Source organism: Isoptericola haloaureus, from assembly GCF_036689775.1.
GTDB classification, from domain to species: Bacteria; Actinomycetota; Actinomycetes; order Actinomycetales; family Cellulomonadaceae; genus Isoptericola; species Isoptericola haloaureus.
Genome location: NZ_JBAGLP010000118.1, coordinates 190,887 through 205,905 on the forward strand (window position 1 = coordinate 190,887; position 15,019 = coordinate 205,905).

General features: G+C 73.5%; 13 protein-coding genes. 6 read left to right on the forward strand and 7 right to left on the reverse strand.

The window, feature by feature from the left end; all coding sequences use genetic code 11:
• Nucleotides 1–490: 490 nt before the first annotated feature.
• On the forward strand, nucleotides 491–1,927 hold the full coding sequence (locus V5O49_RS11115; protein ID WP_332902296.1) for a serine hydrolase domain-containing protein: 1,437 nt from the start codon (nucleotides 491–493) through the stop codon (nucleotides 1,925–1,927).
• Between the two features lie 45 nt (nucleotides 1,928–1,972).
• On the opposite strand, the gene V5O49_RS11120 is transcribed toward V5O49_RS11115, so the two are convergent.
• From V5O49_RS11120 to V5O49_RS11140, 5 genes are all read right to left on the reverse strand, one after another.
• Nucleotides 1,973–2,179, reverse strand: coding sequence for a dodecin family protein (locus V5O49_RS11120; RefSeq protein WP_332902297.1), 207 nt, complete (start codon nucleotides 2,177–2,179; stop codon nucleotides 1,973–1,975).
• Nucleotides 2,180–2,397: 218 nt separating this feature from the next.
• Complete coding sequence (gene ychF, locus V5O49_RS11125; protein ID WP_278236766.1) at nucleotides 2,398–3,483, reverse strand: redox-regulated ATPase YchF; 1,086 nt, start codon at nucleotides 3,481–3,483, stop codon at nucleotides 2,398–2,400.
• 219 nt (nucleotides 3,484–3,702) lie between these two features.
• Nucleotides 3,703–4,755, reverse strand: coding sequence for a GNAT family N-acetyltransferase (locus V5O49_RS11130; RefSeq protein ID WP_332902298.1), 1,053 nt, complete (start codon nucleotides 4,753–4,755; stop codon nucleotides 3,703–3,705).
• A 48-nt stretch (nucleotides 4,756–4,803) separates the two neighbouring features.
• A complete protein-coding gene (locus tag V5O49_RS11135) occupies nucleotides 4,804–6,426 on the reverse strand; it encodes a hypothetical protein (RefSeq protein WP_332902299.1) in 1,623 nt (540 codons plus the stop codon).
• Nucleotides 6,396–7,190, reverse strand: a complete 795-nt coding sequence (locus tag V5O49_RS11140; protein WP_332902300.1) for an ABC transporter ATP-binding protein — start codon at nucleotides 7,188–7,190, stop codon at nucleotides 6,396–6,398. The genes V5O49_RS11135 and V5O49_RS11140 overlap by 31 nt, the downstream gene beginning before the upstream one ends.
• A gap of 81 nt (nucleotides 7,191–7,271) precedes the next feature.
• Here V5O49_RS11140 and V5O49_RS11145 point away from each other — a divergent pair, with 81 nt between their 5' ends.
• The gene (locus tag V5O49_RS11145; protein WP_332902301.1) at nucleotides 7,272–8,804 is read left to right on the forward strand and encodes a DNA recombination protein RmuC; all 1,533 of its coding nucleotides are present in this window, start codon (nucleotides 7,272–7,274) and stop codon (nucleotides 8,802–8,804) included.
• Between the two features lie 106 nt (nucleotides 8,805–8,910).
• Here the strand turns inward: V5O49_RS11145 and V5O49_RS11150 are convergent, their stop codons facing one another.
• Nucleotides 8,911–9,915 (reverse strand): 4-hydroxy-3-methylbut-2-enyl diphosphate reductase, encoded by a 1,005-nt coding sequence (locus V5O49_RS11150; protein WP_278236761.1) that lies wholly within the window; start codon nucleotides 9,913–9,915, stop codon nucleotides 8,911–8,913.
• Nucleotides 9,916–9,995: 80 nt separating this feature from the next.
• Here V5O49_RS11150 and xseA point away from each other — a divergent pair, with 80 nt between their 5' ends.
• A complete protein-coding gene (gene xseA, locus V5O49_RS11155; protein ID WP_405001170.1) occupies nucleotides 9,996–11,282 on the forward strand; it encodes an exodeoxyribonuclease VII large subunit in 1,287 nt (428 codons plus the stop codon).
• Between the two features lie 138 nt (nucleotides 11,283–11,420).
• Here the strand turns inward: xseA and V5O49_RS11160 are convergent, their stop codons facing one another.
• Nucleotides 11,421–13,040 (reverse strand): ABC-F family ATP-binding cassette domain-containing protein, encoded by a 1,620-nt coding sequence (locus V5O49_RS11160; RefSeq protein WP_332902303.1) that lies wholly within the window; start codon nucleotides 13,038–13,040, stop codon nucleotides 11,421–11,423.
• 132 nt (nucleotides 13,041–13,172) lie between these two features.
• On the opposite strand from V5O49_RS11160, the gene V5O49_RS11165 reads away from it, so the two are divergent.
• Genes V5O49_RS11165 through V5O49_RS11175 form a run of 3 tightly spaced genes read left to right on the forward strand, consistent with a single transcriptional unit; the run spans nucleotide 13,173 to nucleotide 15,003 of the window.
• Nucleotides 13,173–13,439, forward strand: coding sequence for an exodeoxyribonuclease VII small subunit (locus V5O49_RS11165; RefSeq protein ID WP_332902304.1), 267 nt, complete (start codon nucleotides 13,173–13,175; stop codon nucleotides 13,437–13,439).
• Complete coding sequence (locus tag V5O49_RS11170; RefSeq protein WP_332902305.1) at nucleotides 13,439–14,362, forward strand: carbohydrate kinase family protein; 924 nt, start codon at nucleotides 13,439–13,441, stop codon at nucleotides 14,360–14,362. Before V5O49_RS11165 ends, V5O49_RS11170 begins: the two co-directional genes overlap by 1 nt.
• Nucleotides 14,359–15,003 (forward strand): carbonic anhydrase, encoded by a 645-nt coding sequence (locus V5O49_RS11175; RefSeq protein ID WP_332902306.1) that lies wholly within the window; start codon nucleotides 14,359–14,361, stop codon nucleotides 15,001–15,003. The genes V5O49_RS11170 and V5O49_RS11175 overlap by 4 nt, the downstream gene beginning before the upstream one ends.
• Nucleotides 15,004–15,019: the final 16 nt, after the last annotated feature.

The following is a 15,019-nucleotide window of genomic DNA, read 5'->3' on the forward strand; positions in this document are numbered from 1 at the left end:
CCGCCCGGGTCACGAGTGGCCGACCTCACCGCCAGGGGGTCCGTGGTGTTCGCCACACCGTACCCAGCGAGCAGAAGGCGAAATTGCCACTTTCCGAGATTGACTGGTGATCGTTATGGATCTGAGACTGCCAAGAATCATTGGGAACGAACTGGGCGGTTGCGCCGAAACGGCGGAGAAACACCACCCGGAATTCCATCACACAATCGTCCTATTCCCGTGTTATGGAAAAGGGTCGTCACGCGGAGGGCGCTTTTCGGTCTCATTCTGATGACGACGCCATATTCGCGACCCTACGGTGGATCCGCGGCTCCCGCCGGGTGAATCTCGACCCCCGGACACCGTCGTCCGGAGCGACCGGTCCTGTGGCCGACGAGCCGCGAGCGGGCGCGGACGCCGCTGCCTATCCTGGAGCTGCCTGAGAATCCGGGCGGACCCCACGACCTGACCCGGCCGCCGCGGTCTCCGTCGCGGCCGGAGAGGCGGCGACATGTCGGCAGGGACAGCGATCGACCTCGACGCGGAGGTCGAGGCGATCCGGCACCGCCGGGCGGCGGTCGGGATCGCACTCGGCCTGGTCGAGGACGGCGTGACGACACAGGTCGCGACGAGCGGCCTCGCCGACCTGGCCACCGGCTCCACCGTCTCGGCGGACACCGCCTTCCGCGTCGCGTCGATCACCAAGACGTTCACCGGCGTCGCCGTCATGCAGCTCGTCGAGCGTGGCCTCGTCGACCTCGACGCGCCGGCGAACGACTACCTGCGGGGCTACCGGCTCGAGCCGCCGGCGCCGACGGACCGGCCCGTCACCGTGCGGCAGCTGCTGACCCACACCGCCGGGCTCCCCGAGTCGCTGTCGCTGCGTCACGCCGCCCGCCCCGACTTCGGGGAGAGCACACCGGCCGACGTCCCCGCGCCGTCCCTGCGCGACTACTACGGAGGTGTCCTGCACGGTGCGGCCGAGCCCGGCACCCGGTTCTGCTACACGAACCACGGACCGGCGACCCTCGGCCAGATCGTCGAGGACATCACCGGCGCCCCGCTGGCCGACCACCTCGCGGAGCACGTCTTCGCACCGTGGGGCATGACCAGCACGGACCTCGACCAGTCCCGGCCCGGGGACCCGCGGCGCGCCACCGGCTACCGCCTGACGGCGCGCGGGCCGCGCCCGGTGCCGGTGACGAACATGGCCACCGTCGGCGCGGCAGCCGCCTGGTCGACGCCGGTCGACATGCTGCGGTACGCCGAGGCGCTGGTCGGCGGCGGGGCGAACACGCATGGTCGGGCATTGGCTCCCGGGACCGTCGCGGACATGGTCGCGCCGCACTACCAGCCCGACCCGCGGATCCCCGGGATGGGCCTGGCGTTCTTCCGCGGGCGCCTGGGCGACCACCCGACCGCCGAGCACCAGGGGATCATCCCCGGCTTCGACTCCGCCCTGGTCCTCGCCCCGGACTCACGGACCGCCGTCTTCGCGGTGGTGACCGGAGCGCGCCTGGGCATGTTCTGGGTCCCCGACGAGGCCAACAGGCTGGTGCGCAGGCTCCTGGGCGTACCGCCCGCCACGGCGCGGACCGACGTGGCGCAACGACCCGAGGTCTGGGACCGGGTCTGTGGCACCTACACGCTCCCCAGCACCCTCAGCGACCTGCGCCTGCGTTCGATCGTCGGTGCCGGGATCCAGGTGCTCGTCCGCCGGGGCCGCCTCGTGCTGCGGTGCCTCCACCCCGTCCCGTTCCTCTACCGCGGTGTCGAGCTGGTCCCCGACGACCCGGCGGACCCCTTCGCCTTCACCATCGACCTGACGCCCGCCGGGCTCTCCCCCATCCGGGTCGTCTTCGCCCCCGGTCCCGAGTCGGGCCGGACGGCGATGCACCTGGAGATCATGCCGCTGACGGCGTACCGACGTGGACGTGCCACGACGTGAACGTCCGCGCGCGACACCCAGCCGCTCACCGACACCCGGCGCCGGCTACTCCGACTCGTACTTGAACGACAGCTGGAGCCTGGTCCGGTAGACCAGCTCCCCGTCATCTCCCACGACGACGTCCTGCTGGGTCACCTCGGCCACTCTGACGTCGCGCAGCGATCCCTTCGCGGTCCTGATGGCGCCCGCCGCAGCGTCCTCCCAGGAGGAGGAGCTCGTCCCGATCACGTCGATCACCCGGTACACGCTCATGACAACCTCTCACTGTCAAGAGTTGGATCCGTCCAAGATCGTTGTTTCCTCGGACCTTTCCATGATGTCAGGTACCGCCCTGCACGCTGTGCGGGGACGGGGGGAAGCCGTCGCGGATGCCACGACCACCGGACGTGACGGCCACGAGGAGGTCGGCGGGACCCGTGCATCCCGACCGACCTGACACCGGGTCAGCTTCACGCGATCCGTCGACAGCGCTAGACGTTGAAGCGGAACTCCACAACGTCGCCGTCGCGCATGACGTAGTCCTTGCCCTCGACGCGCGCCTTGCCCGCGGCCTTCACGGCGGCGACGGAACCGGCCTCGACGAGGTCCTCGAAGGAGATGACCTCGGCCTTGATGAAGCCGCGCTCGAAGTCCGTGTGGATGACGCCGGCCGCCTGCGGGGCGGTCCAACCCTTGCGGATCGTCCACGCGCGGGCCTCCTTCGGCCCGGCGGTGAGGTAGGTCTGCAGGCCCAGGGTGTCGAAGCCGACGTGGGCGAGCTGGTCCAGGCCGGACTCCTCCTGGCCGGTCTCCGCGAGCATCTCGGCGGCCTCGTCCGGCTCGAGCTCGACGAGCTCGGCCTCGAACTTGGCGTCCAGGAAGATCGCCTCGGCCGGGGCGACGAGCTCGCGCATCTTCGTCTGCATGGCCTCGTCCGCCAGCCCGGCGTCGTCGGTGTTGAAGACGTAGATGAACGGCTTGGCCGTCATGAGCTGCAGCGGGGCCACCTCGGTGAGGTCGAGGCCGGCGGCGGCCGCGCCCTGGAAGAGCGTGGTGCCCTCCTCGAGGATCTCCTGGGCCTTCTTCGCCGCGGCGAACAGGACGGGGTCACCCTTCTTGATCTTGACCTCCTTCTCCATGCGCGGCAGCGCCTTCTCGAGCGTCTGGAGGTCGGCCAGGATGAGCTCGGTGGAGATGGTCTCGATGTCGCCGGAGGCGTCGGTGGACCCCTCGACGCGGATCACGTCGCCGTCGTCGAACGCGCGGGTCACCTGGCAGATGGCGTCGGCCTCGCGGATGTTGGCGAGGAACTGGTTGCCCAGGCCCTCGCCCTCCGAGGCGCCCTTGACGATGCCGGCGATGTCCACGAACGACACCGTGGCCGGCAGCACGCGCTCCGAGGAGAAGATCTCCGCGAGCTTGCCCAGCCGCTCGTCCGGCAGCGGGACCACTCCGACGTTGGGCTCGATCGTCGCGAACGGGTAGTTCGCCGCGAGCGCGGAGTTCCGGGTCAGTGCGTTGAAGAGCGTGGACTTGCCGACGTTGGGCAGGCCGACGATGCCGATAGTGAGAGCCACGTCGCCCCATCCTACGCGTCGTGCGCGCCCGGCCCGTCGTCGTCCCCCCGAGGCAGACGCCACTGCCACCGCGGCAGACGCCACTGCCACCGCGAGATCGACCCTCCCGGACCGAGATCGACCCACGGTGGGTCGATCTCGGTCCGGGAGGGTCGATCTCGGCGAGGGTGTCCCCGGCGAGAGTGTCCCCGGCGAGGGTTTCCCCCGGCGGGGGCGCCGTCAGTCGACGGTGATCTCGCGGTGCCAGGACTCGGTGACGTACTTCGTGCGCCACCCCAGCTTCGTGTACAGCGACTCGGCACCGGTGGGGCTGTCGGCGTCCACCTCGAGGCCCACGCGGTTGCGGCCCCGGGAGGCGGCGTCGGCGATGACGGCGTGCAGCAGGGCGGTGGCCACCCCGCGGCCGCGGGCTTCGGCCAGCGCGCCGATGTAGTCGATGTAGGTCCCGCGCACCCCGGAGGCGTCGGGGGCCAGCTCCGAGCCCACCAGGGCACCGGCCGGGAACGGGTCGGCGTCGGGGTCCTCCGGGTCGTCGGCGCAGGCGAGCCACCAGTGGTCCCAGCGGTGGCCCGGGTCCTCGCGCAGCCGCTGCACGAACTCGGTGAAGTACTCCTGGTAGGAGTTGAAGTGGTCCGTGAAGGCGGTCTCGAGCACCTGGTGCACGGCGTTGAGGTCCTCGGCGACCGGCATGCCGTTCTCGTGCTGCGCGACCCGGCGGATCTCCACCCCCGGCTTCGGCTCGGGGAAGACCCCGGGCTCGGCCTCGTCCGGCGTGACCGGGCGCGTCATCTGCCACCACGTGCGCACGTGGGTGAACCCGGCGTCGGCGAGCCAGCAACGCAGCCGCTCGTCCCCGGCGAAGGCACCGGCGTCGAGCTGCGTCGCGGACTCGCCGCGCAGCTGGGCCATCTCCCGCCCGACGGCGGCGAGCTCGTCGTAGCACCAGGCCGCCAGCCGGTCCTGGGTCTCGCGGGGCAGCGACCGGTCGATCTCGATGCCGAGCACGGTCCGGCCCGCCGCCCGGTCGTGCGCGTGGGCCCAGGCGCGGAGCTCGCCGTCGGCGTCCTTGACCGCGAGGTGCCGCCGGGTCCACGAGGCGGCGCCGGCGATCTCGTTCTCGATCTGAGCCGTGTCGGGGGTGTCGGAACCGGTGTGCGGAGCCGCCTGGCGCGCCCGCAGCGCGCCCAGCCGGGGCACGTCGGCAAGGTCGGGAACCACCACCGTCCAGCCCTCGGGCAGCGGCACGGAAGGTCGGTCGTTCTCGGGATTCACGCCCCCCAGTCTCTCAGGTCGGGCCGACACGCCCGAGCGCGGGGGCCGTCAGGCGAACGACCTGACCTGCGCGAGCAGCTCCGGCAGGCGTCGCTCGTACACGCGGGCTCCCCACCGCACACCGACCACGACGGCGACCGTCGCGGTCGCGAGCCCCACCCCGGCCGCGGCCAGGGACAGCGGCACGCTCGCCAGGAGCACCGCCGCACCGGCCAGCGCCGTCGTCGGCAGCGTCAGCGCCGCGATGACGGCGAACGCGGCCATCTGCGCCACCATCGTCGCCGTCGTCGCGCCCTGGGGCGTGGAGAAGGCGCTCTGTCCCGGCTTGGGCACCGGGTACACCAGCCGGGCCGACGCCACGCTCGACGTCCCCAGCGCCGCCCCCAGCACGCCGAGCGCCAGCCCGAGCACGGCCGGCAGGGCGGCCCAGCGGTCCGCCACGGCGGCGCCGACGACGGCGAGCGCGACGACCAGCGGGACGCCCACCACCAGCACGGGCAGGGCGCGACCCCACCGGTCGGCACGGCCCGGCACGCCGGAGGCCACGTGGAGCGCGAAGGCCGTGCTGTCGTAGCCGACGTCGTCGGACACGGCGAAGCCCAGCAGGAACGCCACGACCGGGGCCGCGAGCAGCAGCAGCCCGGCCCCGGCGCCGGTGGTCCACCCGAGCACGACGGCGACGGCGGGGAGCAGCGGCACCAGCGCCAGCGTGGTGGCGTACCGCGGGTCGCGCACCCAGTAGGTGGCGCACCGTGCCGCCACCGCACCCGTCGGCGTGGCAGGCAGGCGGCCGAACCAGCCCAGACCCCTCGCGGTCCCGCCCGCGCGGCCGCCGCGAGGGGCGACCAGCGCCCGGGCCAGGGCGCGGTCCCAGACGACCACGAGCAGGACCAGGGCCCCGACCGCGATCCCGAGCCGTGCCGCGGCCAGCCCCCAGGCGCCGTCGTGCACGGCCCCCGGCAGCGCCCACGGGGCTCCCAGCGGGGTCCAGGCCAGGAGCTCGGCCGCCGGTGCGACGACGGCGGGCACCAGGTCGCCCGGTCCGGACACGGTCATGGTCACACCCCCGCCCTCGCCCTCGACCCGCGTCGGCGACGTGACCCAGGCGAAGAACGGTCCGACCGCGAGCAGCGGCACGACGGCGGCGACCATGAGCACCTCGCGGTGACGTCGCGAGTCCAGGAGCGGGGCGAGCAGCGTCGTGACGGCCCGCGCGCCGAGCACGCACAACGCCACCGCCACCGCGGCGCCCAGGAGCGCCGCGACCAGGGCGGCCGGGTCGGTCACCCAGGCGAAGGCGACGCCGACGGCGCCGAGCAGCGTGACCAGGGCCGGTACGGAGACCAGCGCGGCGACGGCCAGGCCGGCCAGGAGCCGACGGCGCGGGATGGCCAGGGGCGCGAACCGCTGCGGGTCGAGCGTGGAGTCCAGGCCGAAGGCGAACAGCGGCACGACCCACCAGGCCACGACGACGGCGGACCCCGCCACGGTGAGGACCTGGCCGGTCACGACCGGGTCGGCCAGGCCGCCGGCGACCGCGGCCGTCACCGCGAGCGTCACCACCGACAGCCCGTACAGCGTCGCCACGACGAGCCCGACCGCCTGCCAGACGCTGCGCCGCAGCGTGTTGCCCAGGAGCGTCAGCTTGAGTCGGACGAGGTGCGCAACCACTCCAGCCCTCCCGACTCCTGACGGCCGCCGACCAGGGCGACGAACCGGTCCTCCAGGCTCTGCCCGCCGCGCACCGCGTCGACGGTCCCGGCGTCGAGGACGTGTCCGCCGGCGATGATCGCGACGTGCGAGCACATGCGCTGCACGAGGTCCATCACGTGGCTCGAGACGACGACGGTGCCGCCGCCGTCCACGTAGCGCTGCAGGATGGCGCGGATGTTGGCGGCGCTGACGGGGTCGACGGCCTCGAAGGGCTCGTCGAGCACGAGCACCCGCGGCGCGTGGATCATCGCCCCGGCCAGCGCGATCTTCTTGGTCATGCCGGCCGAGTAGTCGACCACGAGCGTGTCGCGGTCCGCGAGCAGGTCCATCGCGCGCAGCAGGTCCTCGCCGCGCCGGGCCACCGTGTCCCGGTCGAGGCCGCGCAGCAGGCCGGAGTAGGTGAGCAGCTGGGCCCCGGTCAGCCGGTCGAACAACCGCACGCCGTCCGGCAGGACGCCGAGGAGCGGCTTGGCCTCGTCCGGACGGGCCCACAGGTCGGTGCCGAGCACGTGCACCGTGCCGAAGTCCGGCCGCAGCAGGCCGGTGGCCATCGACAGCGCCGTCGTCTTGCCGGCGCCGTTGGGGCCCACGAGCCCGAAGAACGAGCCGGCCGGCACGTCCAGGTCGACGCCGCTGACGGCGATCTTGTCCCCGAAGCGTCTCCACAGGCCGCGCAGGCTGAGGGCTGCCGCCGGGTCCGGCGGGGCGGTGGGGTGCGTCACGGGCCCACCGTATCCGCCCGTCGGACCTGGACACGGTGCGTCGGCCGGGTCGTGTCGGTGCCCCGTGGCAGCCTGGTGGGCATGGAGACGACGACCGCCCTGCTGCTCTCGCTCGGCACCCTGGCCGTGGGGGTGCTCCTCGGCTGGCTCTGGCACGCGCTGCGCACCACGGGCCGGCACCGGTCCCAGGAGATGGAGTCGGTACGCCTGCACAGCGAGCTCGAGTCGGTCCGCCGGGAGAGCGCCCACCTGCGTGAGCAGGTCGAGGCCGCGCGGGACGACGGCGACCGCCGGGTCGCCGAGGCCCAGGAGCGCCACCAGCGCGAGACGAACGCGGTGCGCGAGCAGGCCGACCGGCAGCTCGCCGAGGTCAAGGGCGACCAGGAGCGCATGGCCCAGCAGTTCCGCTCCCTGGCCGGTGAGGCGCTGTCCTCGTCCAACAAGCAGTTCCTGGAGCTGGCAGAGCAGCGGCTCAAGCAGTCCACGGTCCGCCACGACGAGACGCTCGCCCAGCGCGAGGAGGCGTTCAAGGCGCTCGTCGACCCCATCGGGAAGAGCCTGGAGAAGGTCCGCACGGAGGTCGCCGAGCAGGAGAAGCGGCGCATCGAGTTCGACTCCCGCCTCACCGAGAACATGCGCAGCCTGGCCGACGTCTCCGGCGAGCTGCGCAAGGGCACCAGCGACCTGGTCACCGCACTGCGGTCCTCCCAGGAGCGGGGCGCCTGGGGCGAGCTGCAGCTGCAGCGGGTCGTCGAGGCGGCGGGCATGATCGAGCAGGTCGACTTCGACGTCCAGGTGCACGCCACCAACGACGACGGCGAGACCCTGCGCCCGGACCTCGTGGTGAACCTCGCCGGCGGCAAGCACATCGTCGTCGACTCCAAGGTGGCCTTCCTCGGCTACCTGGAGGCCCAGCAGTCCGAGGACCCGGCGGTCCGCGACCAGCGGCTCGCGGCGCACGTGCGGCACATGCGCAAGCACGTCGACGACCTGGCGTCCAAGCGGTACTGGGACCTGTTCGACAACGCCCCGGAGTTCGTCGTCATGTTCGTGCCCGCCGAGTCGTTCCTGTCGGCGGCCCTCGAGCGGGACCCGGCCCTCATGGAGGACGCTGCCCGCAAGAACGTCATCCTGGCCAGCCCGGTGACGCTGCTGGCGCTGCTGCGCACGGTGGCCTACTCGTGGCGGCAGCAGGCCCTCGCGGACAACGCCCAGCGGGTGCTCAAGGTCGGCAAGGAGCTGCACTCGCGCCTGGTGACCATGACCGACCACGTCACCAAGATGGGCAAGTCGCTGGACGGGGCCACCAAGAACTACAACAAGATGATCGGGTCGCTCGAGCGCAACGTGCTCACCTCGGCGCGCCGCATGGTCGAGCTCGACGTGGTCGACGCCAAGGACGAGATGGACGAGATGAAGGGCCTCGAGGAGACCACCCGCCCCATCACCAAGCCCGAGCTGCTGGCCGCCGACGAGGGCGGAGTGGTCGGGATCGGCCAGGTGAGCATCGACGACGACCGGTCCGCGGTCGAGACGCTGGTCGACTCCGACCGGCGTGCGCTGCAGCGCGCCCAGGAGACGTCGACGCAGGACGACGAGTCCGCCGCGGGCTGAGACCCCGGCGGTTCCGCGTTCGCGGCGCTCGGGCCAGGCCGGCCCGAGCGCCAGGGCTCGGGCCGGGATCAGGCCGACACGACCCCGCCGATCGGGTCGACCGGGATCAGGCCGGCTGGATCGGGAGCTGGCGGGCGTCGCGCGGCGGACGCAGCTCACGCGGCAGCGAGAACACCAGGTCCTCGGTCGCGGTGCGCACCTCCTCCGCCTCGCCGTAGCCCCGCTCGTCGAGCTGGCGCAGCACGTCGTCGACGAGGATCTCCGGAACGGACGCCCCCGACGTCACGCCGACCGTGCTCACGCCCTCGAACCAGGCGTCCTGGATCTCGGTGGCGCGGTCCACCCGGTAGGCCGTCGTCGCGCCGGCGTCGAGGGCGACCTCGACCAGACGCACGGAGTTCGACGAGTTCGCCGACCCCACGACGATGACCAGGTCGCACTCCGGCGAGAGCTTCTTGACCGCCACCTGGCGGTTCTGGGTCGCGTAGCAGATGTCGTCGCTGGGCGGGTCGGCCAGGCTCGGGAACCGCTCGCGCAGGCGGCGCACCGTCTCCATCGTCTCGTCGACGGACAGCGTGGTCTGCGACAGCCACACGACGTTGTCGGGGTCCGGGACCTCGACGACGTCCGCCTCCTCGGGCGAGTTCACCACGATGGTGTGCTCCGGCGCCTCGCCGGCGGTGCCCTCGACCTCCTCGTGGCCGTCGTGGCCGATGAGCAGGATCGTCTTGTCCGCCTTGGCGAACCGCACCGCCTCCTTGTGGACCTTGGTCACCAGCGGGCAGGTGGCGTCGATGGTCTGCAGGTCCCGCGAGGCGGCGGACTCGCGCACGGCCGGGGAGACGCCGTGGGCGGAGAACACCACGCGCGCCCCGCGCGGGACCTCGTCGGCCTCCTCGACGAAGATCGCGCCGCGTTCGCTCAGCGTCTCCACCACGTGCTTGTTGTGCACGATCTCCTTGCGGACGTACACGGGGGCGCCGTAGTTCTCCAGCGCCTTCTCGACGGCGACCACGGCGCGGTCGACGCCGGCGCAGTAGCCGCGCGGCGCCGCGAGCAGCACGCGCTTGGTCGGGGTCGGTCGGACGGGGGCCGGTGCGGTCGCAGTCACGGTGCCAGTGTAGGAGCCCGGTGTGGAGGGTCGGTGACGGACGGCCCGACCCGTCGCGGTCGCTGTGGGTGCCGTGGGGCATGCTGGGTGCCGTGACCGACGCGACCGGACCCGACACACCTGGCCACGACGTCCAGCCGCTGCCCGAGCGGGCCGCCGAGACGACGGCCGAGCGCCCCTGGCCGGTACGCCTGCTGTCGAGCAAGATCCGCGACTACGTCGCCCGCATGTCGCCCGTGTGGGTCGAGGGTCAGGTCATCGAGCACACCTACCGTCGCACCTCGGGGATGCAGTTCCTCACGCTGCGCGACACCGACGTCGAGGCCTCCCTGCCGGTGAACATGCTCACCCGTGCCTTCGACGGCCTGGACGCGCGGCCCGAGGTGGGCGACCACGTCGTGGTGCACGCCAAGCCGGAGTTCTGGATCAAGGGGGGCCGGATGTCGCTGCGAGCGGCGGCCATCCGGCAGGTCGGCGTGGGCGAGCTGCTCGCCCGGATCGAGCAGCTGCGCCGCGTGCTGGCCGCCGAGGGGCTGTTCGACGTCGGTCGCAAGCGTCCCCTGCCGTTCCTGCCGGCCGTCGTCGGCCTGGTCTGCGGGCGGGAGTCCAAGGCTGAGCACGACGTCGTGGTCAACGCCCGCGCCCGCTGGCCCCAGGTGCGCTTCGAGATCCGCGAGGTCGCCGTCCAGGGCGTCAACGCGGTGGCGGAGGTCTCGCAGGCGGTCTCCGAGCTGGACGCCGACCCGTCCGTCGAGGTGATCGTCCTGGCCCGTGGGGGCGGCTCCGTCGAGGACCTGCTGCCGTTCAGCAACGAGGCGCTGGTGCGCCGCGTCTCCGCGTGCACGACGCCGGTGGTCAGCGCGATCGGCCACGAGACCGACACCCCCCTGGTGGACCTGGTGGCCGACCACCGGGCGTCGACCCCGACGGACGCCGCCAAGTGCGTCGTCCCCGACGTCGCGGAGGAACGGCAGCGGGTCGCCCAGGCGCGCCAGCGCATGCGCGGCGCCGTCCAGGGACTGCTGCAGCGCGAGCAGCACGGCCTCGACGCCGTGCGCTCGCGCCCGGTGCTCGCCCGCCCGGAGACGATGGTCGAGGGCCGCGAGGCACAGGTCGCCGAGCGGCTCCGGCACGCCCGGCACCTGCTGCAGGCGGCTCTGCTGACAGCGTCCGGCGACGTCGGCCGGCTCGCCGCGCAGGTGCGTGCCCTGTCGCCCGCCTCCACGCTCGAGCGGGGCTACGCCGTCGTGCAGCGCGGCGACGGCGCGGTGGTGCGGGCCGCGGACGAGGTCTCCCCCGGCGACGGCGTCCACGTACGGCTCGCCGCCGGCGCCCTGGAGGCCGAGGTCACCTCGACCACGCCCTGACCCTGCGCCGCACTCGCCGCCGCCCGCCGCCATGCCGCCACCCGCCAACGTTGTGGGCGTGAAATCTGCAGGTCAGCGGGCGGTGGCGACTGCAGATTTCATGCCCACAACGGACGGGGGCGCGGGGGAGACGGGAGGTCAGCGGACGCGCTCGACGCGGTCCTCGTCCCACACCGGCTCAGGGGTCTCCCGGACCCGGCCGTCCGCACCGAAGACGAGGAACCGGTCGAACCCGCGGGCGAACCAGCGGTCGTGGGTGACCGCCAGGACCGTGCCCTCGAAGGCCTCCAGCCCCTCCTGCAGCGCCTCGGCGCTGGCCAGGTCGAGGTTGTCCGTCGGCTCGTCGAGCAGCAGCGCCGTGCACCCGCCGAGCTCGAGCTGCAGGATCTGGAAGCGGGCCTGCTGGCCCCCGGACAGCCGGTCGAACGGGCGGTCCGCCGTCCCGTGGAGCTCGTAGCGGCGCAGCGCGGCCATGGCGGCCCCGCGGTCCCGGGCGTGGTCGGCCCAGAGGATCTCCACGAGGGTCCGCCCCGCGAGCTCGGGGTGAGCATGGGTCTGGGCGAAGTGCCCGGGCACCACCCGTGCCCCGAGCCGCCACCGGCCCGAGTGCGCGACGTCGTCGCCGGCCAGGAGCCGCAGGAAGTGCGACTTGCCCGACCCGTTCGACCCGAGGACCGCGACGCGCTCGCCGTAGAAGACCTCGAGGTCGAACGGCTGCATCAGCCCCGTCAGGCCCAGCGCCTCGCAGGTCACGGCGCGCGTCCCCGTCCGGCCTCCGCGCAGCCGCATCCGGACCTGCTGCTCGCGGGGAGGCTCCGGCGGCGGGCCGGCCTCGGTGAACTTGCGCAGCCGCGTCTGGGCCGCACGGTAACGGGACGCCATGTCGGGGCTGTTCGCGGCGGCCTGCCGCAGGGTGAGCACGAGCTTCGTGAGCTGGGCGTGCTTCTCGTCCCAGCGCCGGCGCAGCTCCTCGAACCGGGCGAACCGCTCCCGGCGCGCTTCGTGGAACGTCGCGAACCCGCCGCCGTGCACCCAGGCGTCCGCCCCGTCGGCACCGGGTTCGAGCGCGACGATGCGGTCCGCGACGCCGGCGAGCAGCTCGCGGTCGTGGGACACGAGGAGCACGGTCTGGCGGGTGGCCCGCAGCGCGTCCTCGAGCCACCGCTTGCCGGGCACGTCGAGGTAGTTGTCCGGCTCGTCGAGCAGCAGGACCTCGTCGGGACCGCGCAGCAGCGCCTCGAGGACGAGGCGCTTCTGCTCGCCACCCGACAGGGTCCGCACCTCGCGGTACTGCGCCCGTTCGAACGGCACACCGAGCGCCGCCGTCGTGCACACGTCCCACAGCGTCTCGGCCTCGTAGCCGCGTACCTCCGCCCAGTCGGCCAGCGCCTGGGCGTACCGCATCTGCGACGCCTCGTCGTCGACCGTCAGCAGGTCGTCCTCGGCGGTCTCGACGGCGCGGGCGGCCTGCCGGATCCGGTCCGGCGCGACGGAGGCCAGGAGCTGGCGCACCGTCGTGGCGTCGCGCACGGAGCCGACGAACTGCGACATCACGCCCAGTCCGCCGGAGGCCGTCACCGTGCCGGCGTCGGGCCGGAGCGCACCGGTCAGGATCCGCAGCAGGGTGGTCTTCCCGGCGCCGTTGGGGCCGACGAGCGCCGTCGTGCTGCCCTCACCGACCCGGAAGGAGACGTCGTCGAGCAGTCCACGTCCGTCCGGCAGCACGTAGGAGACGTGCGCCACCTCGAGGTGACCCATGGACCGATCGTCGGGTCCGGCCCGCGCGAGGGCAACCGAATTACGCGACGGGCGACCCGGGCGACCCGGGCGACGGTGCCCGGCCGCTGGACCGGTGGGCGCGATGTCGGACCGGTGCGGTTCACTGGTGTCGTGACCGACGCAGACCTCACCCCCGCCCCGACCGACGCCCCCGACGTCGGCACGCTGACGTACGAGCAGGCGCGCGACGAGCTGGTCCAGGTCGTCTCCCGGCTGGAGGCCGGCGGCGAGCCGCTGGAGACGTCGCTCGCCCTGTGGGAGCGCGGCGAGGCCCTGGCCGCCCGCTGCCAGGAGTGGCTCGACGGCGCGCGCGAGCGGCTCGCCGCCGCCCAGTCGGCCTCGAGCGCCGAGACCGCCGCACCGGACGGACAGGGCTGATGGCCGGCCACGTCCTCGCCGTCGGGGAGGCGCTGGTCGACGTCGTCCACCGACCCGACGGCACGAGCGCCGAGCACCCGGGCGGCTCGCTGGCCAACGTCGCGCTCACGCTCGGCCGCCTCGGACGGGACGCCCGGCTGGCCACCTGGCTCGGGCGGGACGAACGCGGCGACACCGTGCGGTCCTGGCTGGCCGCCTCGGGCGTGACGCTGGCGCCGGGCAGCGACGGCGCGGCGCGCACGTCCGTGGCGCAGGCCACGCTGGACGACGCCGGGACCGCCACCTATGCGTTCGACCTCGACTGGCAGGTACCCGCCGGGACGGCCGCGGACGCCGGGACGCTGGCCGTGCACACCGGCTCGATCGCGGCCGTGCTGGAGCCGGGCGCCACCGACGTCCGCGCCGTGGTCGAGGCCGCACGCGCGACGTCGACCATCACCTACGACCCGAACGCCCGTCCCGTGCTCATGGGCGACGCGGCCGAGGCCCGTGCGCGCGTCGAGGAGCTCGTCCGGCTGGCCGACGTGGTCAAGGTCAGCGACGAGGACCTCGCCTGGCTCGCACCGGAGACGGCCGCCCTGGACGTCGCCCGCGCCTGGGTGCACGACCTCGGCGCCGCGCTGGTGGTCGTGACCTTCGGCGGGGAGGGCTCGACGGCGGTCACGGCGACGGGCGAGGTGCACGTGCCGTCCCGACCGGTCGAGGTCGTGGACACCGTCGGGGCCGGGGACTCGTTCATGGGCGCCCTGCTCGACGGCCTGTGGTCGGCCGACCTGCTCGGCGCCGACCACCGCGAGGCACTGGCTACGATCGACCACGCCACGGTCGAGCGGCTGCTCTCGCGCTGCGCCGCCGTGGCGGCCGTGACCGTGTCGCGTGCGGGAGCGAACCCGCCGTGGAACGACGACCTGGAGGATGCATGACCCCGAAGGAAGCCTGGGCCGCGCTGCGGGCCGGCAACGAGCGCTTCGTCCACGACGAGCCGGCCGAGAGGTCGCAGATGTCGGTGCGTCGCGCCGAGCTGACCGCCGCGCAGCACCCGCACACCGTCGTGTTCGGCTGCTCCGACTCGCGGGTGGCGGCGGAGATCATCTTCGACCAGGGCCTCGGGGACGTGTTCGTGGTCCGCACGGCCGGGCACGTGGTGGACACCACGGTCCTGGGCTCGATCGAGTACGGCGTGGAGGTCCTGGGAGCGCCGCTGATCGTGGTCCTGGGCCACGACTCGTGCGGCGCGGTCGGCGCGACGGCGCACACGCTGCGCACCGGCGAGCAGCCGCCCGGGTTCGTCCGCTCCGTCGTCGACAAGGTGATCCCCTCGATCGCCGAGCTCTCCGGCTCGCCCGACGAGTCCGAGGACGAGGACGAGGCGGTCCTGGCCGACCGGCTGCGCACGGCGCACGTGCGGCACACCGTCGCGACGCTGCGGGGCTACTCCCGCGCCCTGGACGCGGCCGTCACCGAGGGGCGCACGGCGATCGTCGGCGTCGAGTACGACCTCGCCGAGGGGTCCGCGCGGCTCATCGAGGTCGCCGGTGACGTGGGCGAGGAACCGCTGCGCTGAGCGCGTGACTCCTCTC

Coding starts and splice junctions, on each gene's coding strand:
- V5O49_RS11160 (WP_332902303.1), bottom strand. CDS start 13,040: ATGGGTCACCTCGAGGTGGCGCACGTCTCCTACGTGCTGCCGGACGGA.
- V5O49_RS11175 (WP_332902306.1), top strand. CDS start 14,359: ATGACCCCGAAGGAAGCCTGGGCCGCGCTGCGGGCCGGCAACGAGCGC.
- V5O49_RS11170 (WP_332902305.1), top strand. CDS start 13,439: ATGGCCGGCCACGTCCTCGCCGTCGGGGAGGCGCTGGTCGACGTCGTC.
- V5O49_RS11120 (WP_332902297.1), bottom strand. CDS start 2,179: ATGAGCGTGTACCGGGTGATCGACGTGATCGGGACGAGCTCCTCCTCC.
- V5O49_RS11145 (WP_332902301.1), top strand. CDS start 7,272: ATGGAGACGACGACCGCCCTGCTGCTCTCGCTCGGCACCCTGGCCGTG.
- xseA (WP_405001170.1), top strand. CDS start 9,996: ATGCTGGGTGCCGTGACCGACGCGACCGGACCCGACACACCTGGCCAC.
- V5O49_RS11115 (WP_332902296.1), top strand. CDS start 491: ATGTCGGCAGGGACAGCGATCGACCTCGACGCGGAGGTCGAGGCGATC.